The 26,794-nt window shown below is 44.9% G+C and carries 19 protein-coding genes; 9 read left to right on the top strand and 10 right to left on the bottom strand.

Translation table 11 applies throughout. From position 1 onward, the window contains the following. Nucleotides 1–53 precede the first annotated feature (53 nt). From acnB to hrpB, 4 genes are all read right to left on the bottom strand, one after another. Nucleotides 54–2,651, bottom strand: coding sequence for a bifunctional aconitate hydratase 2/2-methylisocitrate dehydratase (acnB, locus tag ACOSVQ_RS17040; protein ID WP_491983676.1), 2,598 nt, complete (start codon nt 2,649–2,651; stop codon nt 54–56). A 243-nt stretch (nt 2,652–2,894) separates the two neighbouring features. Continuing rightward, nucleotides 2,895–5,183 (bottom strand): patatin-like phospholipase family protein, encoded by a 2,289-nt coding sequence (locus ACOSVQ_RS17035; RefSeq protein WP_491983680.1) that lies wholly within the window; start codon nt 5,181–5,183, stop codon nt 2,895–2,897. 78 nt (nt 5,184–5,261) lie between these two features. Next, nucleotides 5,262–7,622, bottom strand: coding sequence for a penicillin-binding protein 1B (gene mrcB / locus ACOSVQ_RS17030; RefSeq protein WP_491983675.1), 2,361 nt, complete (start codon nt 7,620–7,622; stop codon nt 5,262–5,264). Continuing rightward, entirely contained in the window at nt 7,619–10,120 is a 2,502-nt protein-coding gene (gene hrpB / locus ACOSVQ_RS17025) for an ATP-dependent helicase HrpB (protein WP_491983674.1), read from the bottom strand. Before hrpB ends, mrcB begins: the two co-directional genes overlap by 4 nt. Nucleotides 10,121–10,181: 61 nt before the next feature. Between hrpB and sfsA the strand changes: the two genes are divergently transcribed. From sfsA to panC, 7 genes are all read left to right on the top strand, one after another. Beyond that, the gene (gene sfsA / locus ACOSVQ_RS17020; RefSeq protein WP_491983673.1) at nt 10,182–10,937 is read left to right on the top strand and encodes a DNA/RNA nuclease SfsA; all 756 of its coding nucleotides are present in this window, start codon (nt 10,182–10,184) and stop codon (nt 10,935–10,937) included. Nucleotides 10,938–11,062: 125 nt separating this feature from the next. After that, a complete protein-coding gene (gene dksA / locus ACOSVQ_RS17015) occupies nt 11,063–11,509 on the top strand; it encodes an RNA polymerase-binding protein DksA (protein WP_042484487.1) in 447 nt (148 codons plus the stop codon). A gap of 184 nt (nt 11,510–11,693) precedes the next feature. Further along, nucleotides 11,694–12,563, top strand: a complete 870-nt coding sequence (gluQRS, locus tag ACOSVQ_RS17010) for a tRNA glutamyl-Q(34) synthetase GluQRS (protein ID WP_491983672.1) — start codon at nt 11,694–11,696, stop codon at nt 12,561–12,563. A gap of 104 nt (nt 12,564–12,667) precedes the next feature. Continuing rightward, complete coding sequence (gene pcnB / locus ACOSVQ_RS17005; protein ID WP_491983679.1) at nt 12,668–14,035, top strand: polynucleotide adenylyltransferase PcnB; 1,368 nt, start codon at nt 12,668–12,670, stop codon at nt 14,033–14,035. Between the two features lie 14 nt (nt 14,036–14,049). Further along, nucleotides 14,050–14,532: a 2-amino-4-hydroxy-6-hydroxymethyldihydropteridine diphosphokinase gene (gene folK, locus ACOSVQ_RS17000; RefSeq protein ID WP_491983671.1), complete on the top strand. Its 483-nt coding sequence runs from the start codon at nt 14,050–14,052 to the stop codon at nt 14,530–14,532. Nucleotides 14,533–14,568: 36 nt separating this feature from the next. Continuing rightward, entirely contained in the window at nt 14,569–15,363 is a 795-nt protein-coding gene (gene panB, locus ACOSVQ_RS16995) for a 3-methyl-2-oxobutanoate hydroxymethyltransferase (RefSeq protein WP_491983670.1), read from the top strand. 10 nt (nt 15,364–15,373) lie between these two features. After that, nucleotides 15,374–16,231 carry a pantoate--beta-alanine ligase gene (gene panC, locus ACOSVQ_RS16990; protein ID WP_491983669.1) on the top strand — a complete coding sequence of 286 codons (858 nt, stop codon included), beginning with the start codon at nt 15,374–15,376 and terminating at the stop codon, nt 16,229–16,231. A gap of 91 nt (nt 16,232–16,322) precedes the next feature. Here the strand turns inward: panC and ACOSVQ_RS16985 are convergent, their stop codons facing one another. Both ACOSVQ_RS16985 and ACOSVQ_RS16980 read right to left on the bottom strand, forming a co-directional pair. After that, complete coding sequence (locus ACOSVQ_RS16985) at nt 16,323–17,093, bottom strand: ABC transporter permease (RefSeq protein WP_491983668.1); 771 nt, start codon at nt 17,091–17,093, stop codon at nt 16,323–16,325. 9 nt (nt 17,094–17,102) lie between these two features. Beyond that, on the bottom strand, nt 17,103–18,014 hold the full coding sequence (locus tag ACOSVQ_RS16980; RefSeq protein ID WP_491983667.1) for an ABC transporter ATP-binding protein: 912 nt from the start codon (nt 18,012–18,014) through the stop codon (nt 17,103–17,105). A gap of 249 nt (nt 18,015–18,263) precedes the next feature. On the opposite strand from ACOSVQ_RS16980, the gene can reads away from it, so the two are divergent. Next, the gene (can, locus tag ACOSVQ_RS16975) at nt 18,264–18,932 is read left to right on the top strand and encodes a carbonate dehydratase (protein WP_491983666.1); all 669 of its coding nucleotides are present in this window, start codon (nt 18,264–18,266) and stop codon (nt 18,930–18,932) included. Nucleotides 18,933–19,004: 72 nt separating this feature from the next. Here the strand turns inward: can and hpt are convergent, their stop codons facing one another. Beyond that, the gene (gene hpt / locus ACOSVQ_RS16970) at nt 19,005–19,535 is read right to left on the bottom strand and encodes a hypoxanthine phosphoribosyltransferase (protein WP_491983665.1); all 531 of its coding nucleotides are present in this window, start codon (nt 19,533–19,535) and stop codon (nt 19,005–19,007) included. A gap of 320 nt (nt 19,536–19,855) precedes the next feature. On the opposite strand from hpt, the gene ACOSVQ_RS16965 reads away from it, so the two are divergent. Then, nucleotides 19,856–20,464 (top strand): LuxR/HapR/OpaR family quorum-sensing transcriptional regulator, encoded by a 609-nt coding sequence (locus ACOSVQ_RS16965; protein WP_491983664.1) that lies wholly within the window; start codon nt 19,856–19,858, stop codon nt 20,462–20,464. A 74-nt stretch (nt 20,465–20,538) separates the two neighbouring features. Here ACOSVQ_RS16965 and lpdA read toward each other — a convergent pair whose 3' ends face one another. The 3 genes from lpdA to aceE form a co-directional block, all read right to left on the bottom strand. Then, the gene (lpdA, locus tag ACOSVQ_RS16960; protein WP_491983663.1) at nt 20,539–21,963 is read right to left on the bottom strand and encodes a dihydrolipoyl dehydrogenase; all 1,425 of its coding nucleotides are present in this window, start codon (nt 21,961–21,963) and stop codon (nt 20,539–20,541) included. A gap of 245 nt (nt 21,964–22,208) precedes the next feature. Next, a complete protein-coding gene (gene aceF / locus ACOSVQ_RS16955) occupies nt 22,209–24,098 on the bottom strand; it encodes a pyruvate dehydrogenase complex dihydrolipoyllysine-residue acetyltransferase (protein ID WP_491983662.1) in 1,890 nt (629 codons plus the stop codon). Nucleotides 24,099–24,117: 19 nt separating this feature from the next. After that, entirely contained in the window at nt 24,118–26,778 is a 2,661-nt protein-coding gene (gene aceE, locus ACOSVQ_RS16950; protein WP_491983661.1) for a pyruvate dehydrogenase (acetyl-transferring), homodimeric type, read from the bottom strand. Nucleotides 26,779–26,794 lie beyond the last annotated feature (16 nt).

The following is a 26,794-nucleotide window of genomic DNA, read 5'->3' as shown; positions in this document are numbered from 1 at the left end:
TAAAAATGCCGCTTATAAAAAGCGGCATTTTATTAACGATTTCTCAAAGCTGATTATGCTGGCTCTTGGAAAATAACTGTGTCAGCTTTCTTGGTGTAATCCGCCATACGGTGGAAGTTTAGGTAGCGGTATGTATCAGCAGCTGTCGCATTAAGTTGCTCTGCATACTGTAGGTACTCTTCTTTAGTCGGGATACGACCTAGAATAGCGCCCACAGCCGCAAGTTCTGCTGAAGATAGGTATACGTTAGCACCTGTACCTAGACGGTTCGGGAAGTTACGTGTAGACGTAGACATTACCGTTGCTTTATCAGCTACGCGAGCTTGGTTACCCATACATAGTGAACATCCCGGAGTTTCAATACGAACCCCAGCACGGCCAAAGATACCGTAGTAACCTTCTTCTGTTAGCTGATCACGGTCCATCTTAGTTGGCGGAGCCACCCATAGACGAGTTTCTAACTGACCATTGAACTTCTCAAGCAGTTTACCTGCCGCACGGAAGTGACCAATGTTAGTCATACATGAACCAATGAACACTTCATCAATTTGAGTGCCTTGAACGTCAGATAGAAGGCGAGCATCATCTGGATCGTTTGGAGCACAAAGAATTGGTTCTTTGATTTCAGCAAGATCGATTTCGATTACGTGAGCGTATTCTGCATCTTTATCTGCACTCATTAGCTCTGGATTCGCTAACCACTCTTGCATCGCTTTAATACGACGTTCAATGGTACGTACATCACCGTAGCCTTCAGCGATCATCCACTTAAGCATAGTGATGTTTGAGTTTAGGTACTCTTCGATTGAAGCTTGAGACAGTTTCACTGTACAGCCAGCAGCTGAACGCTCTGCAGATGCATCTGAAAGCTCGAACGCTTGCTCAACAGTTAGATGCTCAACACCTTCGATCTCTAGGACACGGCCTGAGAATTCGTTGATCTTACCTGCTTTCTCAACAGTCAATAGACCTTGCTTGATGCCGTAGTAAGGGATTGCATGTACTAGGTCACGTAGTGTGATACCCGGTTGCATTTCGCCTTTAAAACGAACCAAGATAGATTCAGGCATATCAAGAGGCATTACACCTGTTGCTGCTGCGAACGCAACCAGACCAGAACCCGCAGGGAAAGAAATACCTAATGGGAAACGAGTATGTGAGTCACCACCTGTACCTACGGTATCAGGAAGTAGCATACGGTTTAGCCATGAGTGGATAACACCGTCACCTGGGCGAAGTGATACACCGCCACGGTTCATGATGAAATCAGGTAATGTGTGGTGAGTAACCACATCCACTGGCTTAGGATACGCTGATGTATGGCAGAATGACTGCATTACTAGGTCAGCAGAGAAGCCTAAACACGCTAGATCTTTCAGTTCATCACGAGTCATAGGACCGGTAGTATCTTGAGAACCTACTGTCGTCATTTTTGGTTCACAGTAAGTACCCGGACGAATACCTTCTACGCCGCACGCTTTACCCACCATTTTCTGAGCAAGAGTGTAGCCTTTACCGCTGTCTGCAACAGCAACTGGACGACGGAATACGTCTGAAGGAGCAAGGCCTAGAGCTAGACGAGCTTTATCAGTTAAACCACGACCAACGATCAATGGAATACGACCACCAGCACGCACTTCATCAATCAGTACGTCTGTTTTTAGTTTGAAGGTAGCCAGTACTTCACCCGTTTCGTGGTTGCATACTTTGCCTTCGAATGGGTAAACGTCAATCACGTCGCCCATGTGTAATTTCGTTACGTCTACTTCGATTGGTAGCGCACCCGCATCTTCCATTGTGTTAAAGAAGATCGGAGCAATCTTACCGCCAAGTACATAACCGCCAGCGCGTTTGTTTGGAACGAATGGGATATCGTCACCCATGAACCAAAGTACTGAGTTAGTCGCTGACTTACGAGATGAACCAGTACCAACTACGTCACCAACGTATACAAGCTGGTGGCCTTTCTCTTTAAGCGCTTCGATTTGCTTAATCGGACCAATGCTGCCAGCTTTATCTGGGTGAATACCATCACGTTCGTTTTTCAGCATTGCTAGAGCGTGTACTGGGATATCCGGACGAGACCATGCATCTGGTGCAGGAGACAGATCATCCGTGTTCGTCTCACCTGTTACTTTGAATACAGTCAGAGTGATTTTTTCTTGTAGCGCAGGTTTAGATAGGAACCATTCTGCGTCAGCCCAAGATTGAAGAACTTGCTTCGCGAATTCGTTACCTGCTTTTGCTTTCTCTTCAACGTCATAGAAAGCATCAAACATAAGCAGAGTATGAGATAGAGTTTCAACACCGATTGGTGCAAGTTCTGCGTCATCAAGCAATGAAACTAGAGGCTCGATATTGTAACCACCTTGCATTGTACCTAGTAGTTGCGCAGCTTTTGCACGGCTTACTAGTGGAGAAGTCACTTCTCCTTTCACAATAGCCGTTAAGAAACCCGCTTTAACGTAAGCAGCTTCATCAACGCCCGGTGGGATACGATTTTCAAGCAGATCAAGGATGAATTCTTCTTCACCTTGTGGGGGATTCTTTAACAGTTCAACAAGTCCAGCAACTTGCTCTGCATCTAGGGGTTTAGGTACAACTCCTTCAGCGGCACGCTCTTCGACGTGTTTACGGTAGGCTTCAAGCACGACTTTTTTCCTCTCATTGCGGTTCACCTAATAATTATAAAAATGTAAGTGAACATCCTTGGAAACTTGGCTCTCCGTTGCCCTTGTTTTCATTCAAATTTGACTGAGAAACAGCGCCCTAGAGGCCAAACTGTGGGCGTCAGAATAGCAAATTTAACGATAAATTAAAATCTCATCATTTTGACCAACATAGCAACTTAAGACTAAAGTTTGACGATTCTCACCATTAAACTTTATCCCCCGTCACTTAAACGTGGTTCCTAGAATCAAATATAAGGAATCGAAATTGCGTTCTGTTCGTCCATAACCGAGCATTATCGGCCCGATGGGTGAATCAACACCTGTAAAAACAGAGGCTGCACCATACAACGGAGCCGAATGTAGACGTAAATCCGGGTCAGACCAAACACCTCCGTACTCTATCGAAGCACCCAAATAAACTGGCGACGTGAAGAGTCCGAAATCGTTGTCAAACCAGCGATAACGGTAAATCAGGCTAGTATACGCTTTATTTTGTCCGATCAAACTGTTGCGTGGAATACCAGACAAATTCAAAAATCCACCAATGGTTTTGGGATCGATCGGTGTTAAAGAGTTCTTACTTTTTACAATTCCGTACTCTGCATTTCCGACCAAAGTATGGCGTTCATAGCTCTCTGCAGCGACAAATTTACTCGAAAGTTCATAGACCGTATCATCCTCACTATCGTCGATTATGGAGGTATGAGAGTAGGATTCATCGTGAGAAATCAGATACTCGAAATCAAAATAGATACCATCAGTTGGCAAACTGAAACTATCTAACGTATCAATACGATAATTAAAGAACAGTCCCTGACGTTTAAAAGAGACGTCACCAAGATCCGGTAAATTTGATAGTTCAGCCACTCCGTCCGTATAGCGAATGCCGAGTTTGGCTTCATTCCACAACGCACTTTGATAACCGATAGCAGCCTCGCCAACCCACTCCGAATAAGAAATCGGCACATAGTTTTTACTCGCTTCCAAATCCGTATTATCAAATCCACTAAGAGGAACATTTCGTTTGTCGTTGGTATAGCGACCTAATAACGTGGTAAAAGCTTTTTGCGTGGAAAATAGTGGCGAATAGAACTCAGCTTCAAGGAGCTTATCTGTTCCGCCATCCACATTAATCAACAAACCTGCACCACTAGAATTCAAATCAGTAAAGTTAGTCGATACACCAATTGAATATTGGCTGTCAGTGGTGAAATCGTCTTCTAGGAAAAATCGGAAGTTCGCGTAGTTTGGCCCCCATGACTTTTCCTTTACATCAACAACCAGCTCTTCTTGACCTTCATTCTCCTGATATTTGTAGCTCACCAGTTCAAATCTGTCTAAGGCGTAAAGATCTTCAACCCGCGCTTCAATTTCTTCTGTAGAAAGCGCTTGCCCCTCGTTAAGGTGCAGGCGATTTTGTAGCAAAACATCACTGTAGTGAGTGTTGTTATTGACGACGATTTTATCGACCACAACTTCATCGCCGTATTTCAGTTTTCTTCTGTGCTCTTCTTTGCTATCGATATATTTTTGATAATCCGCACTTGTCAGTGACAGCTTTGATAGTGCCTGCTGATTTTCCATCGCCGCCAGATATCCTTTTTCATAAGCATCCGGCATACGTTCAAACTGCGTGGTTTCCATTTGCCCCACTTGAGGTTTTAGAAGTACATCGATATCAGAAAGTGTATTGGCTTGATCCTGAGTACTGCGGCGCACAAGATAGTTAGATAGCTGATCAGCCATAGATAAGAAGTTGGTAAAGTCTTCCTGACCTTTGTAATCGGTACTGATATCCACCGCGATAACAATATCTGCCCCCATAGCCCTTGCGACATCAACCGGCATATTGTTAGTTACACCACCATCAACCAGCAGATGACCATCAACTTCATAAGGCGGTAAAGCACCTGGAACGGACATACTCGCCATCATCGCATCCACCAAATACCCTTTTTCAAGTACCACAGGTTGGAGTTCGACAATGTCCGTTGCCACAGCGCGATAAGGAATAGCTAATTGATTGAAAGATTCGAATGGAGAGAGGTTTCCGGAAGTCACGCGAAGAATGCGTAACATGTTCTGTCCTTGCACCACACCTTTAGGGGCTCGAATTTCTCCCCAGTGAATGCCAAGGTCGGTCGTAAGCTGGTAGCGGTCTTCGTACTCTTTATCACGAACAAGGCGCTGGCTGCGGCTAACACGGTCACGGTAGCCGCTGTTCCAGTCAATACTATAAATCAGGCTTTCAATTTCAGAGGCACTCATCCCTGTAGCATACAAGCCACCGACATAAGCGCCCATACTCGTACCCGTAATAAAATCGACAGGAATGTGCATTTCTTCCAGCGCTTTTAATACGCCGATATGTGCTGCGCCTTTCGCGCCACCACCCGCCAATACGACGGCAATTCTAGGTCGTTCGGTTTGAGGCTGCTCTATTTGAATAGCATCTGTTTGTATTACTGCTTCGTCAGCTAACACGCTAAACGGAGCAATCACATAACCCAAGCAAATAAAACAGAGTAACTTATAAGTCACACTACGCCCTCAATCCCTTAAAATTCAAATCACTATAAACGTAGGCATCTACCACTGGAAGAGTTTTTTAATCCATTCAACAGGGCGATTCTCACACTGTTTTTTCCAGTCGCCATTTGGATCCCAAATTGGAAGTTTAAATTCATTTCCACAATCCAGAGCTAATGCACCACCACTCTTGTTTGAAAAACCAACGGTAGTCACACCTTTTGGCCAAGGCAGCACCAGTTTTTCAGGGATTCGATAATGAAGATACTGCGCGTATACTCTTAGTGCACCGCTTGAACCGGTTAAATCGGTAGGTTTGTTGTCATCACGACCAAGCCATATAGTCGTCACTTCTCGACCATCGACCCCCACAAACCAACTGTCACGGCTATCATTACTGGTACCAGTTTTCCCAGCCAGCGCCGCCCAAGCAAACTGGTTTTGTAGATAACGACCAGTCCCTTCTAACACACCACGTTTCATTGCGTATGTTGTTAACCAAGCCGCTTGTTGATCAACCGCTTGATACACTTTAGGAATCGACTGGTATAAAACATTACCTTCCAAATCCAACACAGAACGTAAAGCCGACATCGGTGCTTTCTTACCTGAGTTAGTCAGTGTCTGATACATCTGAGCGACTTGGTATGGAGAGAGTGAAAATGAACCTAGCAGCATCGATGGCACTGGGCGAATTTCACTTTTATCGACACCAAGCTGCTGCAAAGTATCGGAAACTTTATCAATCCCAAGAGACATGCCCAGTTGTACCGTCGGAACGTTAAGAGATTGAGCTAAAGCCAGATACAAAGGCACATCGCCACGGAACTGACGATCAAAGTTTCTCGGGCTCCAAACAGTACCTTCGCTGCCTTTTAGAGAAATCGGTTTATCAACTAAGGTGGTCGCTAAGTTGTATTTATCTGGCTGAGCCAACGCGGTGAGGTAAACCGCAGGCTTCACCAAAGAACCAATCGGTCTTCTTGCATTCAATGCACGGTTGAATCCTTCAAAGCCCGCTCGTTTTCCGCCCACCATTGCACGAATTTCACCACTATGACGATCTACCGCTATTGCAGCAGCTTCTAAATCTTTACCGGCCGTTTTTTCTAGCTCAGGGATTTTGTCAGCAATCGCTTCTTCCAGCTTGGCTTGAGAAACCGGATCAAGTGAGGTGAACACTCGCAATCCAGAATCTGATTTGAAATCTCTGCCCAGTTTCTCGTTAAGCTCAATTGAAAGCTGTTGGAAATACGCAGGTTGACGGCTCGCAATGCGCGCCACTTTTTGCACATCTAAAGGACGAGTCACAGCTTGTTCGTACTGTTTTGCCGTCAAAATGTCTTGATCCATCATTAGGCGAAGCACTAAGTCTCGTCGTTCCTTCGCTCTTTCTGGATAGCGCATTGGATTGTAATAAGAAGGGCCTTTGACCATACCCACCAGCAGTGCGAGTTGATCAATACGCAACTCTTGCAAGGGTTGTCCAAAATAGAGGCGGGATGCTAAACCAAAACCATGAACCCCTTCTTTACCATTCTGTCCGAGATAAACCTCATTCAAATAGGCTTCGAGAATGCGGTCTTTGCTATAGCGATAATCAATGATCAACGCCATGTAAGCTTCTCGCAGTTTGCGCCATAACGTTCTGTCATTGGATAAGAAGATATTCTTCGCCAACTGTTGAGTCAGGGTACTTCCGCCCTGCACAGTGCGACCAGCTTTCAGGTTTACAACCATAGCGCGCGCAATTGCCAGAGGAGAGACACCATCGTGCTGATAGAAATGCCTATCTTCAGTAATAAGCAAAGCATCAATCATGACCTCAGGAAACTGTTCGCGACGCAAATACAAGCGCTGCTCTTGAACATCCTTTTCCAACATGCCAAGCATTTTAGGCTCTAGACGCAAATACCCGAGATCACCCTTTTGTTCTAAAGACTGAATACGTTGCACACCATTTTCGTCGAAGTTGATCATGACATGGCGATCAGGCTCTGGCCCATCAGAGAACTCGAATGGGCGACGAATCATCTCAATGCGGTTTGAAGAGGCTGAATATTCACCTGCATATTTAGGATTGGCAACTTTGCGGTAATTAAGGACATCAAGCTCATTACGTAGCTCCTTGATGCTGAGATTATCTCCGGGGGCAATTTCCAAAATCCGCGCATAGACGACAGTAGGCAAATCAAATAGCTGCCCTTCAAAACGATGTTTAATCACGCTATCGAGATATATACCTGCAAATACGAGCAGAGCGATGACCGCCACACCCACTTTCCAACCGATGCCCCACAAACGTTTTATCCAAGACTTTGGACGATTCGGTTTGTTTGCTGATGTGCGAGATCTTGAAGGCGACTTGGTGGTCGTTTTTCTTTTGCTTTCGGATTTCGGGTTACTGCGTTTATTTGTCATGAATTCAATTGTCGTTTTGTTTTAGTTGTTGCTACGTGGTTTGCAGGATCATCAGGCCAAACATGCTTTGGGTAACGTCCTTTCATCTCTTTTTGTACTTCTTTATAAGCGCCGGCCCAGAAACCTGCGAGATCGCGCGTAACTTGTAATGGTCTTTGCGCCGGAGACAGCAGTTCCATCACTATCGCTTGGCGACCTTTGGCGATAACTGGTGATGTTTTTTCACCAAACACTTCCTGCATTCGAACCGATAACACGGGTTCTTTACCACATTGATAACGGATTCTCTTATGGGTTCCGGTTGGCAACACATGGTCAACCGGCAACCATTCGTCAATTTGTTGATTTAAAGGCCAGCCCAGTCGAGCATTCAGAGCTTCAACCAGATTGACTTTCTGCAATGCTTTGACCGATGTAACACCTATCAAATAAGGTTCGAGCCAATGTCTTAATTCGCTTAGTAGGCTAGCCTCATCCATCGCAGGCCATTCTTCCTCATCAAGCCAATCTATTGCACAGCGAATGCGCTCCAACCACTGTGTGGTTTCTTCATTCCAGTTTAAAACCGAAAGTCCCTTACGCTCGACATAATTAAGCAAGGCTTGCGTCATTTTTTGTTTATCTGGCTCAGGTAACGCTCGACGTCGAATAACAAGCTCTCCCAAACAACAACGCTCTTCAGAGACAAGTCGGCCAGCTTTTTCATCCCAATCCACCAGCTCCTGAATGACGAACAATGAGCCAAACTGAGATTCCAAATCCGCGATATCTAATTCTAAAGCGCAAAAAATACGGCTTGATTGGCTTATTTGGTTTGATGAACTGCCTCGGTTTAATGAACCCTGTGACCGCATAAGATCAAGTGCGACAACGTAATTGCTCGCAGCCAAAGGTTGCGACTCATCAATAAAAGCACCGTGTCCATTTGCCAATAAGAACTGACCATAACCTTGACCACGCTTTTGAGCTATCCGGTCAGGGAACGCTAAACAAGCCACCAAAGGTAGCAGCAAGCTCTTTACCTCATTCAAGGAAAATGAACTGTCCAACTTGTTGGCCAGAGCATCGGCTCTTTGCGTCATTTGCTTGGATTTAGGGTGAGTCCCCTGCTGCCAGCGATGCAAACTGTGCTGCAAATCGAGTATCTGCTTTTCAGGCTCTTCAAGCATCGCGGCTAAAGCCAATGCACTGTTCAACAGTGAAGCATTTTTGCTTTCTACTTTTAACAGCATCGCTGCTATACGAGGTTCAACACCTAAGCGATGCGCCTCTTTTCCCATGGCTGTCAGCTGATTTTGTTTGTCCATCAGCCCTAGAGATTGCAATAAAGAGAGAGCCTGATTAATTGCAGATGTGGGAGGCAAATCTAGCCATTGCAATTCATTGGCATCTTTTACTCCCCATTGCGCTAATTCCAGCACCAGTGGAGAAAGATCGCTTTGCAGAATTTCTGGCGTCGACACTTTTGGCTGCTGATTGAACTGAGCTTCACTGTATAAACGAACGCAAATGCCCGGTTCTAAACGACCTGCTCGGCCAGCTCGCTGCACAGAAGAAGACTGAGCTATTCGGACTTGCTCTAGACGGGTGATTCCTGTTTTTAAATCAAACCGAGCGACTCGTTCTAATCCAGAGTCCACCACTATACGAATGCCTTCGATAGTTAGTGAAGTCTCGGCAATGTTAGTCGCCAGTACCACTTTTCGCTTTCCAAGCGGCGCTGCCGAAATCGCTTTTTGCTGTTCAGCAAAATTCATCTGCCCATAAATAGGACACACATCCACATCACTTGGAAGGTCGCTAAGTTGCTCAGCTAAAGCCGTAATGCTGGCAGCACCCGGTAAGAAAGCCAACAGAGAACCTTGTTCACTATTGAGCAAAGTGCGAATTTGCTTCGCCATTGCAGGAACCAAAGGGTCATTCACATTCAGAGGATGATAGCGAACATCAATCGGAAAACCTCTACCGTCTGATTCTACATATTCTGCCAAAGGCAATAACTGTTGCAGAGCCGCTTGATCTAATGTCGCGGACATCACAATGATTTTTAGATCGTCTCGCAGTACCGATTGCACTTCTAAACTCAGCGCCAACGCTGTATCCGCGTGAATACTGCGTTCGTGGAATTCATCAAAAATCAACGCACCAACACCATCCAGTTCAGGATCGTTTTGAATCATGCGCGTCATAATGCCTTCGGTCACAACCTCCAAACGAGTATCGCCGCTGACTTTACTCTCGCCTCTCACTCGATATCCAACGGATTTCCCAACGGGTTCGCCCAATTGTTGAGCCAAGTATCGAGCAATGTTTCTCGCCGCCAATCGTCTTGGCTCAAGCATGATGATTTTCCCATCCACTAATCCAGAATTGAGTAGGGCTAGTGGAAAATAGGTCGACTTACCCGCACCGGGTGCCGCTTTTAAAATCAGTTGGGGAAAATACTCAACACCTGTTAGTAAATCAGGCATCACCGCGAGGATCGGCAGTTGTGACAAGAGAATGTCCTTATGTTTAAATACTGGCACTATTGTACATAAAAACAGTACAGGGATCTCGATGCAATTTATACCTGCGCTAGAGCGCGCCACATTAATTAAACGCTACAAACGGTTTCTAGCTGATGTTGGACTAAAAGATGGAAAGCAGATCACTATCCACTGTGCCAATACTGGCTCAATGACTGGGTGTGCCGATGCAGGAAACCAAGTGTGGTATTCCACCTCAGACAACTTAAAGCGTAAATACCCAAACAGTTGGGAGCTTACCGAAACCGCGCAAGGCCATCGAATTTGTATCAACACCGCACGAGCTAACCAGCTTGCTGTTGAAGCAATTCAAAACGGGACGATTCAAGAACTGCAAGGTTATGAGCAATTACGCACAGAAGTGAAGTATGGTGCTGAAAATAGTCGCATTGATATCTTGCTCTGTAGCGAATCTAAACCAAACTGTTATGTAGAAGTGAAAAGCGTGACTCTTTTGGATGAACGTAATATAGAAACCGGAGAAGCAAACAAACATATTGGACAAGGCTATTTTCCTGATGCGGTAACGAGTCGTGGGCAAAAACACCTACGAGAACTGTCAGAAATGGCTCAAAGTGGGAGCCGAGCCGTACTTTTATTCACAGTTTTACACTCAGGGATTGAAAAAGTTTCCCCCGCTCACCATATAGACGCGAACTATTCACAATTGTTAAAAATGGCACAAGAAGCAGGCGTGGAAGTACTGTGCTACAAAGCACAACTTTCAGACAGTGAAATACAACTTGTATCGGCGATCGAATTTTCCCATCAAACGTCAAAAAATTGATGGAACCTCCACATTGACGATAAGTTTGTAAAACAGTGTTTGCCTCAATTACTTCTTTTTGCTATAGATACCCGCCTTAAATTGACTGCGATAGCAGTTGACTAGGTGTTAGTAGGAGATGCTGTATGCCAGAGTCCAAAAAGAAAACGCTAGGCATCCTAGCCATTGCAGGTGTTGAGCCATACCAAGAGAAAGCAGGTGAAGAGTACATGTCACCTGAGCAAGTGGCTCATTTTACGAAAATTTTACAAGCTTGGCGCAACCAGCTCAGGGAAGAAGTTGATCGCACTGTGCACCATATGCAGGACGAAGCGGCAAACTTTCCTGACCCTGTTGACCGCGCTTCTCAAGAAGAAGAATTCAGCCTAGAGCTTCGTAATCGTGACCGTGAGCGTCGCTTGATTAAGAAGATCGAAAAGACACTAGACAAGCTAAAAGAAGATGACTTCGGTTTCTGTGAATCTTGTGGTGTTGAGATTGGCATTCGTCGCTTAGAAGCTCGCCCTACTGCTGATCTTTGTATCGACTGTAAAACGCTTGCAGAAATCAAAGAAAAACAGATGATGGGTTAACCCCAACAGATGTCACTAAGGGAGCAATTGCTCCCTTTTTGTTTTGCTATTTTTTGGCGCTATTTTGTTATTTGTGGGTTCTATATTGATAAAAGATGTAAAGTCCTCAAGAAATAGCCAATGACATCATTACGTTTGATACTTACACTTCTTCCATCAATCTTCTAAAACACACATAGGCATTATGAGTTACGTTGGTCGTTTCGCTCCTTCTCCTTCTGGACCACTACATTTTGGTTCATTAGTTGCCGCGCTAGGCAGCTACTTCCAAGCCAAATCACAACTTGGTCAATGGTTAGTGAGAATCGAAGACCTCGATCCGCCAAGAGAGATGCCAGGCGCTTCCACTCTTATTTTAAAGGCGATAGAAGCTTACGGATTAGAATGGGATGGAGAGGTTGTATATCAGAGTCAGCGCCACCATTTATATCAACAGCAAATTGATCAATGGCTCGCCTCTGGTCAAGCGTACTTATGCCAATGCACGCGTAAACAGATTAAAGAGTCTGGTGATTTCTATCTTGGAACTTGTCGAGATAAAGGGTTAACCAAAAGCTCTGAGTGCTCAGTACGTTTGCGAATGGACTTTCCAGTCTCGTCATTCATCGACCTGAAACACGGCGAGATGACAATACCCGAAGCATTGAGCAAAGAAGATTTTATTATTAAACGCCGAGATGGTTTGTATGCGTACAACTTAGCGGTGGTGATTGATGATATTGACCAAGGCGTAACCGAAGTTGTTCGAGGTGCTGATTTGATTGAGCCAACAGGCCGCCAAATCAGCCTATATCAAACACTGAATCAAACGCCAGTCAGCTATCTGCATTTGCCCCTTGCAATGGATACCAATGGCAACAAGCTCTCAAAGCAAAACCATGCAACAGCGATAGATCCACTTAACCCTAAGCCAACGCTGATAAAGGCGATGCAATTTTTAGGGTTTAACCTTCCCGATGAAATGACCGAAAATCGAGTTGATGAGATCATTCATTGGGGAACAAAAAATTGGCGCATTGAACAGCTTCCAGAGCAGATCGAGATCACACCGTGATTCTCAAACGACGCCTTGTAAGCTATTATTAGCCGCAAATCCAGCCAGTTTGGGCGATAACTCAGAGAGTTAATGGCACAAAAGGCAACACCAATCATTGTAAAATATACATGAATAACAACGACTTAAAAGAAAGCGAACATCAAATATATCCAAGCCTAGACTTGAATATCGTCACGCGCCAAGAGCACAACATTTCGCGTAAGCAGATCAGCGATAACGCGTTAAAGGTGTTGTATCGCCTCCAAGGTGCGGGTTTTGACGCCTACCTAGTCGGTGGTGGTGTTCGAGATTTACTCCTCGAAGAAGTACCAAAAGACTTCGATATCGCAACCAACGCGACACCAGAAGAAATTCGCCAGTTGTTCCGTAACTGCCGTTTGATCGGTCGTCGTTTCCGTCTTGCACACATTATGTTTGGACGCGACATTATTGAAGTTGCGACTTTCCGTGGCCATCACCAAGAAGAAAACAAGCAGCTTGCAGCTCAATCAGAAGCAGGCATGCTGCTACGTGATAACGTCTACGGCACCATAGATGAAGATGCAGAACGTAGAGACTTCACCATCAACGCTATGTACTACAACATCGCGGATTACAGCATCCATGATTACGCGGGTGGTTTAGAAGATCTGGAAGACAGACTCGTTCGTCTTATTGGCGATCCAGAAACCCGCTACCGTGAAGATCCAGTGCGCATGCTGCGCGCCGTGCGTTTTGCTGTAAAACTCGATTTCGACATCGAAGAAGACACAGCTGCACCTATTGAAGAGCTCGCACCTTTACTGCGTGATATCCCAGCGGCGCGTCTTTACGAAGAAATGTTGAAGATGTTGCAATCAGGACACGGTTTGGAAACTTACCACCTAATGCGTGAATACAACCTGTTCCAACAGGTATTCCCGACGATTGCACGTCATTTCACTGAAGATTATTCATCTCAAACAGAGCACATGCTCGATCTTGTACTGGATTCTACGGATCTGCGCATCGAAGAAGGTAAGCGAATCAACCCTGCCTTTATGTTTGCTGCGATTTTCTGGTATCCGATGGTCAAGCTTGCTGAAGAGATGATGGAAACGCATAACCTCAATTATTACGATGCCATCATGGAAGCGAGCAATAAAATCCTCGATGAAGTAGTGAAATCCATTGCGATTCCTCGCCGTCATACCGCAACTATGCGTGAGATTTGGCAACTACAATTACGCCTGCCTCGCCGAAACGGTAAACGCGCGTTCCGCCTGATGGAGCTTAATAAGTTCCGTGCCGGATATGATTTCCTAGAAATGCGTGGTGAAGTTGAAGATGGTGAAGTGAAACAACTGGCTGATTGGTGGCAAACTTTCCAAACAGCGGGTCGCAATATGCGCCAAGCGATGGTGACTGATTTAGACAGCATAAGTAAACCATCGGGAACTCGCCGTCGTCGCCCATCGACACGTAAGAAAAAGAGCAAGCCAACGTCATGACACAGAGCAACTCCATGACAAGAGTTTATATCGCAGTAGGCAGTAATCTCAGCGATCCTGTGACTCAAGCGAAAAATGCTATTGAAGCACTGACCAAGTTACCGAAGTCGCGATTTATCGCGGCTTCATCGCTGTACAGCAGCACGCCTATGGGTCCACAAAATCAACCGGATTACATTAATGCTGTTGTGGCGGTTGATACAGAGTTAACACCTCTTGAGTTGCTTGACTGCACTCAAGCGATTGAACTAGAGCAAGGGCGCGTCCGTAAAGATGAGCGCTGGGGGCCGAGAACCTTAGATCTCGACATCGTTCTTTTCGGCAATGAGATCATAGATTCAGAACGATTAACCGTGCCTCATTATGGCATGCGTGTAAGAGAGTTCGTCCTCTACCCGCTTGCAGAAATCGCCCCCGAACTTCAGCTTCCAGATGGAACTGCGCTTCAAGAATTACTCAAATCTGTTCCGCTCAATGGGCTGAATATTTGGCAATAGTCAAGCTCAGACCAATTGACTTAGTAAGGACATACAATGAAAAAAATAACTATCAACGACCTAATGAAGTGGAAAAAAGAAGGTCGTAAATTTGCTACTTCTACTGCCTATGACGCGAGTTTCGCGCAACTGTTTGAAAGCCAAGAGATGCCAGTTCTTCTAGTCGGTGACTCTCTGGGTATGGTTCTGCAAGGTGAGGCAGATACTTTGCCAGTAAGCGTTGACGACATCGCTTACCACACACGTTGTGTACGCAAAGGTAGCCCAAACTGCCTACTGATGGCTGATATGCCTTTCATGAGCTACGCGACACCAGAACAAGCGTGTGAAAACGCAGCAAAAATCATGCGTGCTGGTGCAAACATGGTGAAAATCGAAGGTGGCGATTGGTTAGTCGATACAGTGAAAATGCTGACTGAACGTGCAGTTCCAGTATGTGCTCACTTAGGTTTGACACCTCAATCCGTTAACATCTTTGGCGGTTACAAAGTTCAAGGTCGTGACCAAGAGCAAGCAGATCGTATGGTAAGAGACGCGATGGCATTGCAAGAAGCAGGTGCACAAATCGTTCTTCTTGAATGTGTTCCTGCAAGTTTGGCAGAACGTATTACGCAAATTTTGGACGTGCCTGTAATTGGTATCGGTGCAGGTAATGTCACAGATGGTCAAATTCTGGTTATGCACGATATGTTCGGAATTTCGGCGAATTACATGCCAAAATTCTCGAAAAATTTCCTTGCAGAATCAGGCGACATGCATAAAGCTGTTGCAGCTTATATCGCTGACGTAGAAGCAGGACGCTTCCCTGATGAAGCCCACACTATTGCCTAAGGAGTAATTCATGCAAACATATGCTGACATTTCAGCTCTTCGCGAGCAGATCCAACAGTATAAGCGTGATGGTCGAAAAGTGGCTTTTGTTCCAACGATGGGGAACTTACACGAAGGTCATCTGACTCTGGTGCGCAGAGCTCGCGAGTTAGCCGATGTTGTCGTAGTAAGTATCTTCGTTAACCCAATGCAGTTTGAACGAGCAGACGACCTAAACAGTTATCCTCGTACTCTTGAAGAAGATTACAACAAACTGTCTGGCGAAAATGTGGAAATTGCTTTTACACCGACTCCAGAAATCATGTACCCATATGGACTTGATAAGCAGACTTCAGTGGAAGTACCTGGGTTATCAACCATGCTTGAAGGTGCGTCTCGCCCAGGGCATTTCCGTGGTGTAGCAACGGTTGTTACCAAGCTGTTTAATATCGTAAAGCCTGATGTAGCCTGTTTTGGTGAGAAAGACTTCCAGCAACTTGCTGTGATTCGTCAAATGGTTGCAGACCTATGCTTAGACATTGAAATTGTCGGCGTGCCTACCGTTCGAGAAATGGACGGTCTTGCAATGAGTTCTCGCAATAACCTACTTTCTCTGGATGAACGTCAGCGTGCACCTGTTCTTGCTCGAACCATGCATTGGATCAGCAGTGCTTTACGCGGTGGACGCCGTGACTTCGACACCATTGTTGTTGATGCACAAGATCAGTTAAGAGCTGCAGGGTTAGAGCCGGATGAAATCTTCATTCGTGATTCTCGTACTCTACTACCAGTAACAGAAGAGACAACGCAATCGGTAATTCTGATGTCTGCATTCTTAGGTAAAGTCAGACTGATCGACAATCAAGTTGTTGACCTAGCGACAGAATAGTTTTTGCGAACAACTAGTTAGCAGACAAAAAAGGTCAACTTACGTTGACCTTTTTTATTACTCTTTCAGGACGAGATAGGCTTTACGAGAATTAGCTACGTAACCCCTTACCTTTAGTGACTAAGTAATGAGCAACACAGTAAAGCACGACAACAAATACGCTTAATACGCTAAATGAAGTGACAATATCCACATCCGACACACCCAAGAACCCGTAACGGAATGCATTCACCATATAAACAATTGGGTTTACCTTAGAAACGCCTTGCCAGAACTCAGGCAACAAACTGATCGAATAAAACACACCACCTAGGTAGGTTAATGGAGTCAGTACAAATGTCGGCACAATGGATATATCGTCGAAAGTTTTGGCAAACACCGCATTAATTAAGCCGCCCAAAGCGAAAACAACCGATGTCATAAACACCGTCAGGAAAATCACTCCCCAATGTTCCACGTTTAGGTGTACAAAGAATAGAGAAACAAAAGTGACCAAAGTGCCCACTAACAAACCTCGAGTCACCCCACCCATTACATAACCAGCAATAATGACGTAGTTTGGCACCGGAGCAACCAATAGCTCTTCGATATTTTTCTGCATCTTGGCACTAAAGAAAGAAGAAGCCACATTCGAGTAAGAGTTGGTAATAACCGACATCATAATCAAACCGGGAATGATGTATTCCATGTAACTGAAGCCGTTCATTTGACCAATGCGAGAACCGATTAAGTTACCAAAAATGATGAAATACAAGCACATGGTAATCACAGGCGGCACTAACGTTTGCACCCAAATTCGCGTAAAGCGAGTGACCTCTTTACTTAACAAGCTAACAAAAGCTGTCCAATAAATCTGATACATAGTGTTTCCTTAACTCTGTTCGCGAACAATTCGTACAAACAGTTCTTCTAAACGGTTAGCTTTGTTGCGCATTGAAAGCACTCTCACACCTTGCTCTGTAAGCTGGCTAAAAATGTGGTTCAACCCTTCAGTCTTTTCGATTTCAATTTCTAGCGAGCCATCTTTCAAGGTTTGGGAAATCACTCCCTCAAGCTCTGACAACTGACTTTCATTTTCGATGTCTAGGACGAAAGTTTCTACATGAAGTTTTGAAAGTAGACCTTTCATCGTCGTGTTTTCGATAAGCTCACCACGGTTGATGATACCGATGTTGCGACACAGCATTTCAGCTTCTTCAAGATAGTGAGTGGTCAGGATAATTGTGATGCCCTGAGCGTTAATTTTTTTCAAAAACTCCCACATAGAACGGCGCAATTCGATATCAACTCCCGCAGTTGGCTCATCAAGAATCAGCAACTGAGGTTCGTGCATTAACGCACGTGCAATCATCAAACGTCGCTTCATACCACCAGATAGGTTACGAGCTCGCTCTTTACGCTTCTCCCATAAATCCAGTTGCATCAGGTATTTCTCCGCGCGCTCTTTAGCGACAGCTTTAGGCACACCGTAATAACCGGCTTGCTGAGTGACAATCTGTTCAACGGTTTCAAACTGGTTGAAGTTAAATTCTTGTGGCACTAAACCTAGCTGCTGCTTAGCTTCTTCTAGATGGGTATCAATATCGAAACCAAACACCTTCACCTTGCCTGAAGATTTGTTCACCAATGAAGAAATGATACCGATAGTGGTTGATTTGCCTGCACCGTTAGGTCCAAGTAAGGCGTAGAAGTCGCCCTTTTTGACAGACACACTAATGCCCTTCAGCGCTTCAAAACCTCCAGCGTAGGTTTTGCGCAGCTGATCTATTTCTAATGCGTACATAATGGAGCTCTTTTTTGGGGATTACCGTATATGTGCCGATTTTAACGTCAGTTTTCAACCCTCATTCGAAAATAGTTTTAACATCCAGAAATAGATTCTCGAATACCCTTACCAATCTCGCAGTTGTTAATGAAAGGAAATCATGGATAATTTTCTATACTGCTCAGATGAGTAATCTCTAGGCGAAATAGTCAGAGATTGATGTAATGACATTGTGTATAGTTGGAACAGCAATTTAAGGGAAGTAACATGCCAGAGATTAAACAACTATTCGATAACAACTCTAAGTGGTCGGAGTCGATTAAAGCAGACCGCCCAGAGTACTTTACTAAGCTCGCTGAAGGGCAAAATCCAGATTTCTTATGGATTGGTTGTTCAGACAGCCGTGTACCAGCAGAACGTTTAACTGGCCTATATTCAGGCGAATTGTTCGTTCACCGTAACGTTGCGAACCAAGTTGTTCACACTGACTTAAACTGTCTTTCTGTTGTTCAGTATGCAGTCGATGTACTTAAAGTTAAGCACATTATTGTTTGTGGACACTATGGATGTGGTGGTGTAACTGCATCAATCGACAACCCACAACTTGGATTGATCAATAACTGGTTGCTGCACATTCGTGATTTGTACTTCAAGCACCGCAAATACATTGAGTTGATGCCTGAATCAGAGCGCTCTGACAAGTTAGCGGAAATCAACGTTGCAGAACAAGTTCACAATCTAGCGAACTCCACTATTCTGCAAAATGCATGGGAACGCGGACAAGAAGTTGAACTTCATGGTGTTGTGTATGGTATCGAAGATGGCAAGCTAGAGTACTTAGGTGTTCGCTGCAATTCTCGTGAAACCATTAATGACAGCTACAACAAAGCAATGGAAAAAATCCTGAATTCAGAACACAAACTGCTTTGTCGCTAATCGCTTTCTAAAAGCTATGAATACCAAAAAGCCCACATTAGTGGGCTTTTTCATTTAAATCGAAAAAGGTCGTTATTCTTGAGGAACAACTTTACCGATGTATGGTAAGTGGCGGTATTTTTGTGCGTAATCGATCCCCACACCTACAACAAATTCATCTGGGATTTCAAAGCCACCCCATGACACTTCAACATCAACTTCACGACGTGAAGGTTTATCAAGCAGCGTACAGATCTTGATTGAGTTAGGTTCACGAAGAGAAAGGATCTCTTTCACTTTATTAAGCGTATTACCTGTATCGATAATGTCTTCAACAAGCAGCACATCTTTACCTTTGATGTCGTCATCTAAGTCTTTCAGGATACGAACATCACGAGAACTCGTCATTGAGTTGCCGTAGCTAGACGCTGTCATAAAGTCTACTTGGTGAGTCAGTTCAATTGTTCGCGCTAGGTCAGCCATGAAAACAAATGAGCCACGTAACAAACCAACCAGCACCAAATCTTGGCTACCTTGGTAATGTTGAGTGATTTGCTTACCTAGTTCACGGATACGTTCCTGAACTTCTTGCTCAGAAATCATTACTTCAACTGTATGCTTCATACCATTCTCGTTTGGTTTGTTGGGGCACAGATCGCATTCAAAATACGAATAGTCGCGCCACTGAAATTATTCGGCGCGTATAGTAACACTGCCGAGCAGTAGAGTTAACCTTTTCTCCTACACTGAATTCTGACTCTCTGTCTATATAAATTGAACTTGTTGATAAAGCTCATTTTTAATAATGAGAGTGAATACATAGTTCAAAGATTGACCTTCAACATATGCACCAGTACACTCATATGGCTTTAAAGCAACTAATAAAATAATCATTAGGGTGGCAAACACTCAACTAACAACTCAAATGGCAAGGACTTACAATTATGGACGCATCTATAGAGAAACGCCCAAGAACGAGGCTATCTCCCCAGAAACGTAAACTTCAACTCATGGAAATCGCATTAGAGGTCTTCGCTAGACGAGGTATTGGCCGAGGCGGTCATGCAGATATCGCTGAAATTGCTCAAGTTTCAGTAGCAACTGTCTTCAACTACTTCCCGACTCGTGAAGATTTAGTCGATGAAGTGCTCACTTACGTTGTTCGTCAGTTCTCTAATTTCCTAACCGATAACATCGATTTAGATTTGCCGGCAAAAGAGAATCTCAGCAACATAACGAAAGAGCTGGTGGAAATCAGCTATCAAGATTGTCACTGGTTGAAAGTGTGGTTTGAATGGAGTGCTTCAACTCGCGATGAAGTGTGGCCACTCTTCATGTCAACCAACCGAACCAACCAAATGTTAGTGAAGAATATCTTTGTCAAAGCAATTGAGCGCGGTGAAGTTTGTGACAAACATGATCCAGAAGAATTGACGATGCTATTCCACGGTCTGTGCTACTCACTGTTTGTACAAGCAAACCGAGTGGAAGACAAAGAAAGTATCAACAAATTAGCTAATACCTACATGGATATGCTTTGCATTTACAAATAGATACGCTTCGAAGTTAAACTTCAGATGTAAAAAAACCGCTGAATATTCAGCGGTTTTTTGTTTCTTGAGAAGAATTATTTCTTCTTAGCTTTTGCGTTTGGAAGGTCAGTAATCGTACCTTCAAACACTTCCGCCGCTAGACCTACAGACTCATGTAGAGTTGGGTGAGCGTGGATAGTAAGAGCGATATCTTCTGCATCACAACCCATCTCGATAGCAAGACCGATTTCGCCAAGTAGCTCACCACCGTTAGTACCAACGATAGCACCGCCGATTACACGATGAGTCTCTTTATCAAAGATAAGCTTAGTCATACCGTCAGCACAGTCAGACGCGATTGCACGGCCTGATGCTGCCCATGGGAATGTTGCAACTTCGTAGTTGATGCCTTCAGCTTTCGCTTCTTTCTCAGTTTTACCAACCCAAGCAACTTCTGGCTCAGTGTAAGCAATTGAAGGAATAACTTTCGGATCGAAGTAGTGTTTCTTACCAGAAATAACTTCTGCAGCAACGTGACCTTCGTGAACACCTTTGTGAGCAAGCATTGGTTGACCAACGATGTCACCGATAGCGAAGATGTGAGGTACGTTAGAACGCATTTGCTTATCTACATTGATGAAGCCACGCTCATCAACTTCAAGGCCAGCTTTTTCTGCGTCTAGAAGTTTACCGTTTGGTACACGGCCGATTGCAACAAGAACAGCATCGTAACGCTCAGGTTCAGCAGGCGCTTTTTTACCTTCCATTGAAACGTAGATACCATCTTCTTTCGCTTCAACTGCAGTTACTTTCGTTTCTAGCATCAGGTTGAACTTGTCTTTGATGCGCTTGGTGTAAACTTTAACGATGTCTTTATCAGCAGCAGGGATCACTTGGTCGAACATCTCTACAACGTCGATTTGTGAACCTAGAGCGTGGTATACCGTACCCATTTCTAGACCGATGATACCGCCACCCATGATCAACAGTTTTCCTGGTACTTCTTTCAGCTCAAGAGCGTCAGTTGAGTCCCAAATACGTGGATCTTCATGTGGAATAAATGGAAGTTTGATTGGGCGAGAACCCGCAGCAACGATAGCGTTGTCAAAGCTTACAGTCGTTTTACCGTCTTCACCTTCCACTTCAATCGTGTTAGGACCAGTAAATTTACCAAAACCGTTAACAACATTAACTTTACGCATCTTAGCCATACCACCAAGACCGCCAGTTAACTGGTTAATTACTTTTTCTTTCCATAGACGGATTTTGTCGATATCCGTTTGAGGTTCGCCGAATACGATACCGTGTTCAGCAAGAGCTTTAGCTTCTTCGATAACTTTTGCTACGTGAAGAAGTGCTTTTGATGGGATACAACCCACGTTCAAACATACACCACCTAGAGTGTTGTAACGTTCGATAATAACAGTTTCCAGACCTAAGTCTGCACAACGGAATGCAGCGGAGTAACCAGCAGGACCTGCACCAAGTACAACAACTTGGGCTTTAATTTCTTTGCTCATTTCGACCTCTTGTAGTCAATATCCCTAACAGGCTGAGTGGGTATGATATCTTTTTTAATTAATACGATTATTTTCAGACCGCAACAGTTTACAGAGATGTTAATGGTGTGAAAAGTAAATCCATTTAGCCTGTGAGCTAGCCAACAATTCAAACGCACTTAAAGCCATTCAGCATTCATTGTTACATTCAAATTGATAGTCAACAGTTGAATCAAGGCGGCTTGCGCCGCCTTATTCGTCTTAAATTACAGTACTAGACGACGGATGTCGCTTAGGCAGTTATTCAAGTAAGTGATGAAGCGTGCACCTTCAGCACCATCGATCACACGGTGGTCGTATGATAGAGATAGTGGAAGTTGTAGACGAGCTTCGAACTCTTTACCGTTCCAAACTGGCTTCATTTCAGACTTAGATACACCAAGGATACCTACTTCTGGCGCGTTCACGATTGGCGTAAATGCAGTACCACCAATGCCGCCTAGGCTAGAGATAGTGAAACAGCCGCCTTGCATGTCTGCTGCAGTCAGTTTGCCTGCACGAGCTTTCTTAGACACTACTGCTAGTTCGTCAGAAAGTTCGTAAATGCCTTTCTTGTTCACGTCTTTGAATACTGGAACAACTAGACCGTTTGGTGTGTCTACCGCGATACCTACGTTCACGTATTTCTTCAGAATCAAGCTTTCGCCGTCTTCAGAAAGAGATGAGTTAAATGCAGGGAACTCTTCAAGCGCTTTCGCAACCGCTTTCATGATGAACACAAGTGGAGTGATCTTCATGCCAGTGTCTTTCTTCGCTTCAATTGCATTTTGCTCTTTACGGAAGTTTTCTAGCTCAGTGATATCTGCGTTATCCCACTGTGTAACGTGAGGGATCATTACCCAGTTACGGTGTAGGTTCGCACCAGAAATCTTCTTAATACGAGATAGCGGTTGAACTTCAGTGTCACCAAACTTGCTGAAATCAACTTTCGGCCAAGGAAGTAGACCAAGCGCTGCACCGTCACCTTTACCAGAAGCCGCTGCTACAGCACCAGACTCAAGACGCTTAAGCGCCTCTTTCACGTAGTTCTGTACGTCTTCTTTCAGGATGCGGCTCTTACGGCCAGAACCTTTCACTTTCGCTAGGTTTACACCGAATTCGCGTGCTAGACGACGAACCACTGGTGAAGCGTGTGCGTAAACGTTGTTCTCTTCAAACTCAGTTGCCGCTGGAGCTGCTGCAGGTTTTGCTGCTTCAGCTTTAGGAGCTGACGCTGCTGGAGCTGCTGCTTGAGCAGGTGCCGCTGCTGCAACTGGCGCTGCGCCAGCAACTTCGAACACCATGATTAGAGAACCAGTAGAAACTTTGTCACCAGCTGCTACTTTGATTTCTTTAACAGTACCAGCAAATGGTGCAGGTACTTCCATAGATGCTTTGTCGCCTTCTACAGTAATCAGAGATTGCTCTTCAGATACTGTATCGCCAACTGCAACCATGATTTCAGTTACTTCAACTTCGTCACCGCCGATATCAGGAACGTTAACTTCTTTAACGCCAGATACTACTGCTGGAGCCGACACTGGAGCTGCTGCTGCAACTGGTGCAGGTGCTGCTGCGCCTGAACCTGCTACTTCAAAGATCATCACTAGTGAGCCTGTCGATACTTTATCGCCTGCTGCAACTTTGATTTCTTTTAGAGTACCTGCGAATGGTGCTGGTACTTCCATTGAAGCTTTGTCACCTTCTACTGTCAGTAGAGATTGCTCTTCAGCGATTGAATCGCCAACAGCAACTAGGATTTCAGTTACTTCAACTTCGTCGCCACCGATATCCGGTACACAAACTTCTTTCAGTTCACTTGCTGCCGCAGCTGCAGGTGCAGCTACTGGAGCCGCTTCTGCCGCTGGAGCAGGCGCAGCTGCGCCCGCTTCTTCGAAGATCATGATAAGTGAACCTGTTGTTACTTTATCGCCAGCAACAACTTTGATTTCTTTTACGATACCCGCTTGAGATGCTGGTACTTCCATAGAAGCCTTGTCGCCTTCTACAGTAATGAGTGACTGCTCTTCTTCAACCTTGTCGCCAACGCTTACAAGAATCTCAGTAACTTCAACCTCATCCGCACCGATATCAGGTACATTAATTTCGATTGCCATTATTCTTTCCTACCTTCAATTAAGCGTATAGCGGGTTTGTTTTTTCAGTGTCGATGTTAAATTTCTTGATTGCTTCAACAACCACAGATTTCTCAACATCACCACGTTTCGCTAGTTCGCTTAGCGCTGCAACCACAACGTAACCTGCGTTCACTTCGAAGTGACGACGTAGGTTCTCACGGCTGTCAGAACGACCAAAGCCATCTGTACCCAGTACTTTGTATGATTCAGCTGGGATAAACGCACGTACTTGCTCAGCGTAGTTCTTCATGTAGTCAGTCGCAGCGATTGCAGGCTCAGTACCCATTACCGTTTGGATGTAAGGTACTTGCGCTTGTGCTTCTGGGTGAAGCATGTTGTAACGCTCACAAGCTTGACCATCACGAGTCACTTCGTTGAATGACGTTACAGAGTAAACGTCAGAAGCAATACCGTAGTCATCGCTCAGGATTTGAGCTGCTTTACGTACTTCGTTCATGATAGTACCAGAGCTCATTAGCTGAACTTTCGCTTTGTTACCCGCGTAAGTTTCTAGCTTGTAGATACCCTTACGGATGCCTTCTTCAGCGCCTACTGGCATTGCTGGCATTGCGTAGTTCTCGTTCATCAGAGTTAGGTAGTAGAACACGTTCTCTTGATCACCGTACATGCGACGGATACCGTCTTGCATGATTACCGCAACTTCGTATGCGAATGTTGGGTCGTAAGAGATACAGTTCGGTACAGTACCAGCCATGATGTGAGAGTGACCGTCTTCGTGTTGTAGACCTTCACCGTTTAGCGTTGTACGACCTGCGGTAGCACCTAGTAGGAAACCACGAGCTTGTTGGTCACCAGCCATCCATGCCATGTCGCCAACACGTTGGAAACCGAACATAGAGTAGTAGATGTAGAACGGGATCATTGGTAGATCGTTGGTGCTGTATGAAGTTGCAGCAGCAACCCATGAAGACATAGCACCTAGCTCGTTGATACCTTCTTGAAGTACCTGACCAGACGTTGCTTCTTTGTAGTAAGAAACGATGTCACGGTCTTGTGGTGTGTAGTTCTGGCCATGCGGGTTGTAGATACCGATTTGACGGAACAGACCTTCCATACCAAATGTACGAGCTTCATCTGCAATGATAGGAACGATGTTTTCACCGATGTTCTTATCTTTAAGCAGTACGTTTAGAGTACGTACGAACGCCATAGTTGTAGAGATATCACGCTTCTGCTCTTCAAGCAGAGGTTGGAACTCTTCAACAGCTGGAATGATTAGCTCTTTAGTAAAGTTAGGCAGACGCTTAGGCGTGTAACCTTTCAGAGCTTTACGACGAGCGTGTAGGTATTCGTATTCTTTCGAACCTTCTTCCAGAGTTAGGTATGGAAGTTCTTTCACTGCTTCGTCAGTTAGGATGTCTTGAAGACCTAAACGATCACGTAGGTGTAGAACGTGAGTCATATCCATCTTCTTAACTTGGTGCGCGATGTTCTTACCTTCTGCCGCTTCACCCATGCCGTAACCTTTCACTGTTTTCGCTAGGATTACAGTTGGACGACCTTTAGTGTCTTGTGCATTTTTGAATGCTGCGTACAGTTTAGAAGACTCGTGACCACCACGCTTAAGCGCGAATACTTCGTCATCAGTCATATCTGCAACTAGAGCTGCAGTTTCTGGGTATTTACCAAAGAAGTGCTCACGTACGTATGCGCCATCTTTAGATTTGAATGTTTGGTAGTCACCGTCGATAGTTTCGTTCATCAGTTGAAGAAGCTTACCGCTAGTGTCTTTCGCTAGTAGAGAATCCCAGTTGTTACCCCAGATAACTTTCACTACGTTCCAACCAGCACCTTTGAATAGACCTTCAAGTTCTTGAATGATCTTACCGTTACCCATAACAGGACCATCTAGACGCTGTAGGTTACAGTTGATTAGGAAACATAGGTTGTCTAGTTTTTCACGAGCAGCGAAAGAGATAGCACCACGTGATTCTGGCTCATCCATCTCACCGTCACCTAGGAACGCGTATACGCGTTGCTCAGTCGTGTCTTTTAGACCACGGCCGTTTAGGTATTTTAGGAAACGAGCTTGGTAGATAGCAGAGATTGGACCAAGACCCATAGATACGGTTGGGAATTGCCAGAACTCAGGCATCAATTTAGGGTGTGGGTATGAAGGAATACCTTTGCCGTCTACTTCTTGACGGAAGTTGTCTAGTTGCTCAGCAGTTAGACGACCTTCAACGAATGCACGTGCGTAGATCCCTGGAGAGATGTGACCTTGATAGTAAACCAAGTCGCCGCCATCTTTCTCGTTCGCAGCACGGAAGAAGTGGTTGAAACAAGTTTCGTAGAATGCAGCCGAAGATTGGAAAGACGCCATGTGGCCGCCTAGCTCTAAATCTTTCTTAGATGCACGTAGAACGATCATGATTGCGTTCCAACGGATGATAGAGCGAATACGACGCTCTAGCGTTGTGTCGCCCGGATATGCTGGCTCTTGTGCTGCAGGGATCGTGTTGATGTAATTCGTTGTGATGCCTGTAGGCATATCAACGCCACCTAAACGAGCTTTCTCTAGCACTTCTTCTAGAATGAATTGCGCGCGCTCTACACCTTCTTCACGTACAACTGACTCAAGTGCAGCTAACCACTCCTGAGTTTCCAGTGCGTCTACGTCATGCTTCATGTCGGACATGGCGATCTATCCTTCT

The sequence above is a fragment of the Vibrio sp. HM8-C genome (assembly GCF_058630515.1).
The sequence above is the reverse complement of the archived record's forward strand: the minus strand, read 5'-3'. Positions and strand labels throughout refer to the sequence as shown.

Coding starts and splice junctions, on each gene's coding strand:
- aceE (WP_491983661.1), bottom strand. CDS start 26,778: ATGTCCGACATGAAGCATGACGTAGACGCACTGGAAACTCAGGAGTGG.
- ACOSVQ_RS16980 (WP_491983667.1), bottom strand. CDS start 18,014: ATGTACGCATTAGAAATAGATCAGCTGCGCAAAACCTACGCTGGAGGT.
- panC (WP_491983669.1), top strand. CDS start 15,374: ATGCAAACATATGCTGACATTTCAGCTCTTCGCGAGCAGATCCAACAG.
- ACOSVQ_RS16985 (WP_491983668.1), bottom strand. CDS start 17,093: ATGTATCAGATTTATTGGACAGCTTTTGTTAGCTTGTTAAGTAAAGAG.
- aceF (WP_491983662.1), bottom strand. CDS start 24,098: ATGGCAATCGAAATTAATGTACCTGATATCGGTGCGGATGAGGTTGAA.
- gluQRS (WP_491983672.1), top strand. CDS start 11,694: ATGAGTTACGTTGGTCGTTTCGCTCCTTCTCCTTCTGGACCACTACAT.
- can (WP_491983666.1), top strand. CDS start 18,264: ATGCCAGAGATTAAACAACTATTCGATAACAACTCTAAGTGGTCGGAG.
- dksA (WP_042484487.1), top strand. CDS start 11,063: ATGCCAGAGTCCAAAAAGAAAACGCTAGGCATCCTAGCCATTGCAGGT.
- lpdA (WP_491983663.1), bottom strand. CDS start 21,963: ATGAGCAAAGAAATTAAAGCCCAAGTTGTTGTACTTGGTGCAGGTCCT.
- mrcB (WP_491983675.1), bottom strand. CDS start 7,622: ATGACAAATAAACGCAGTAACCCGAAATCCGAAAGCAAAAGAAAAACG.
- folK (WP_491983671.1), top strand. CDS start 14,050: ATGACAAGAGTTTATATCGCAGTAGGCAGTAATCTCAGCGATCCTGTG.
- hpt (WP_491983665.1), bottom strand. CDS start 19,535: ATGAAGCATACAGTTGAAGTAATGATTTCTGAGCAAGAAGTTCAGGAA.
- ACOSVQ_RS16965 (WP_491983664.1), top strand. CDS start 19,856: ATGGACGCATCTATAGAGAAACGCCCAAGAACGAGGCTATCTCCCCAG.
- sfsA (WP_491983673.1), top strand. CDS start 10,182: ATGCAATTTATACCTGCGCTAGAGCGCGCCACATTAATTAAACGCTAC.
- panB (WP_491983670.1), top strand. CDS start 14,569: ATGAAAAAAATAACTATCAACGACCTAATGAAGTGGAAAAAAGAAGGT.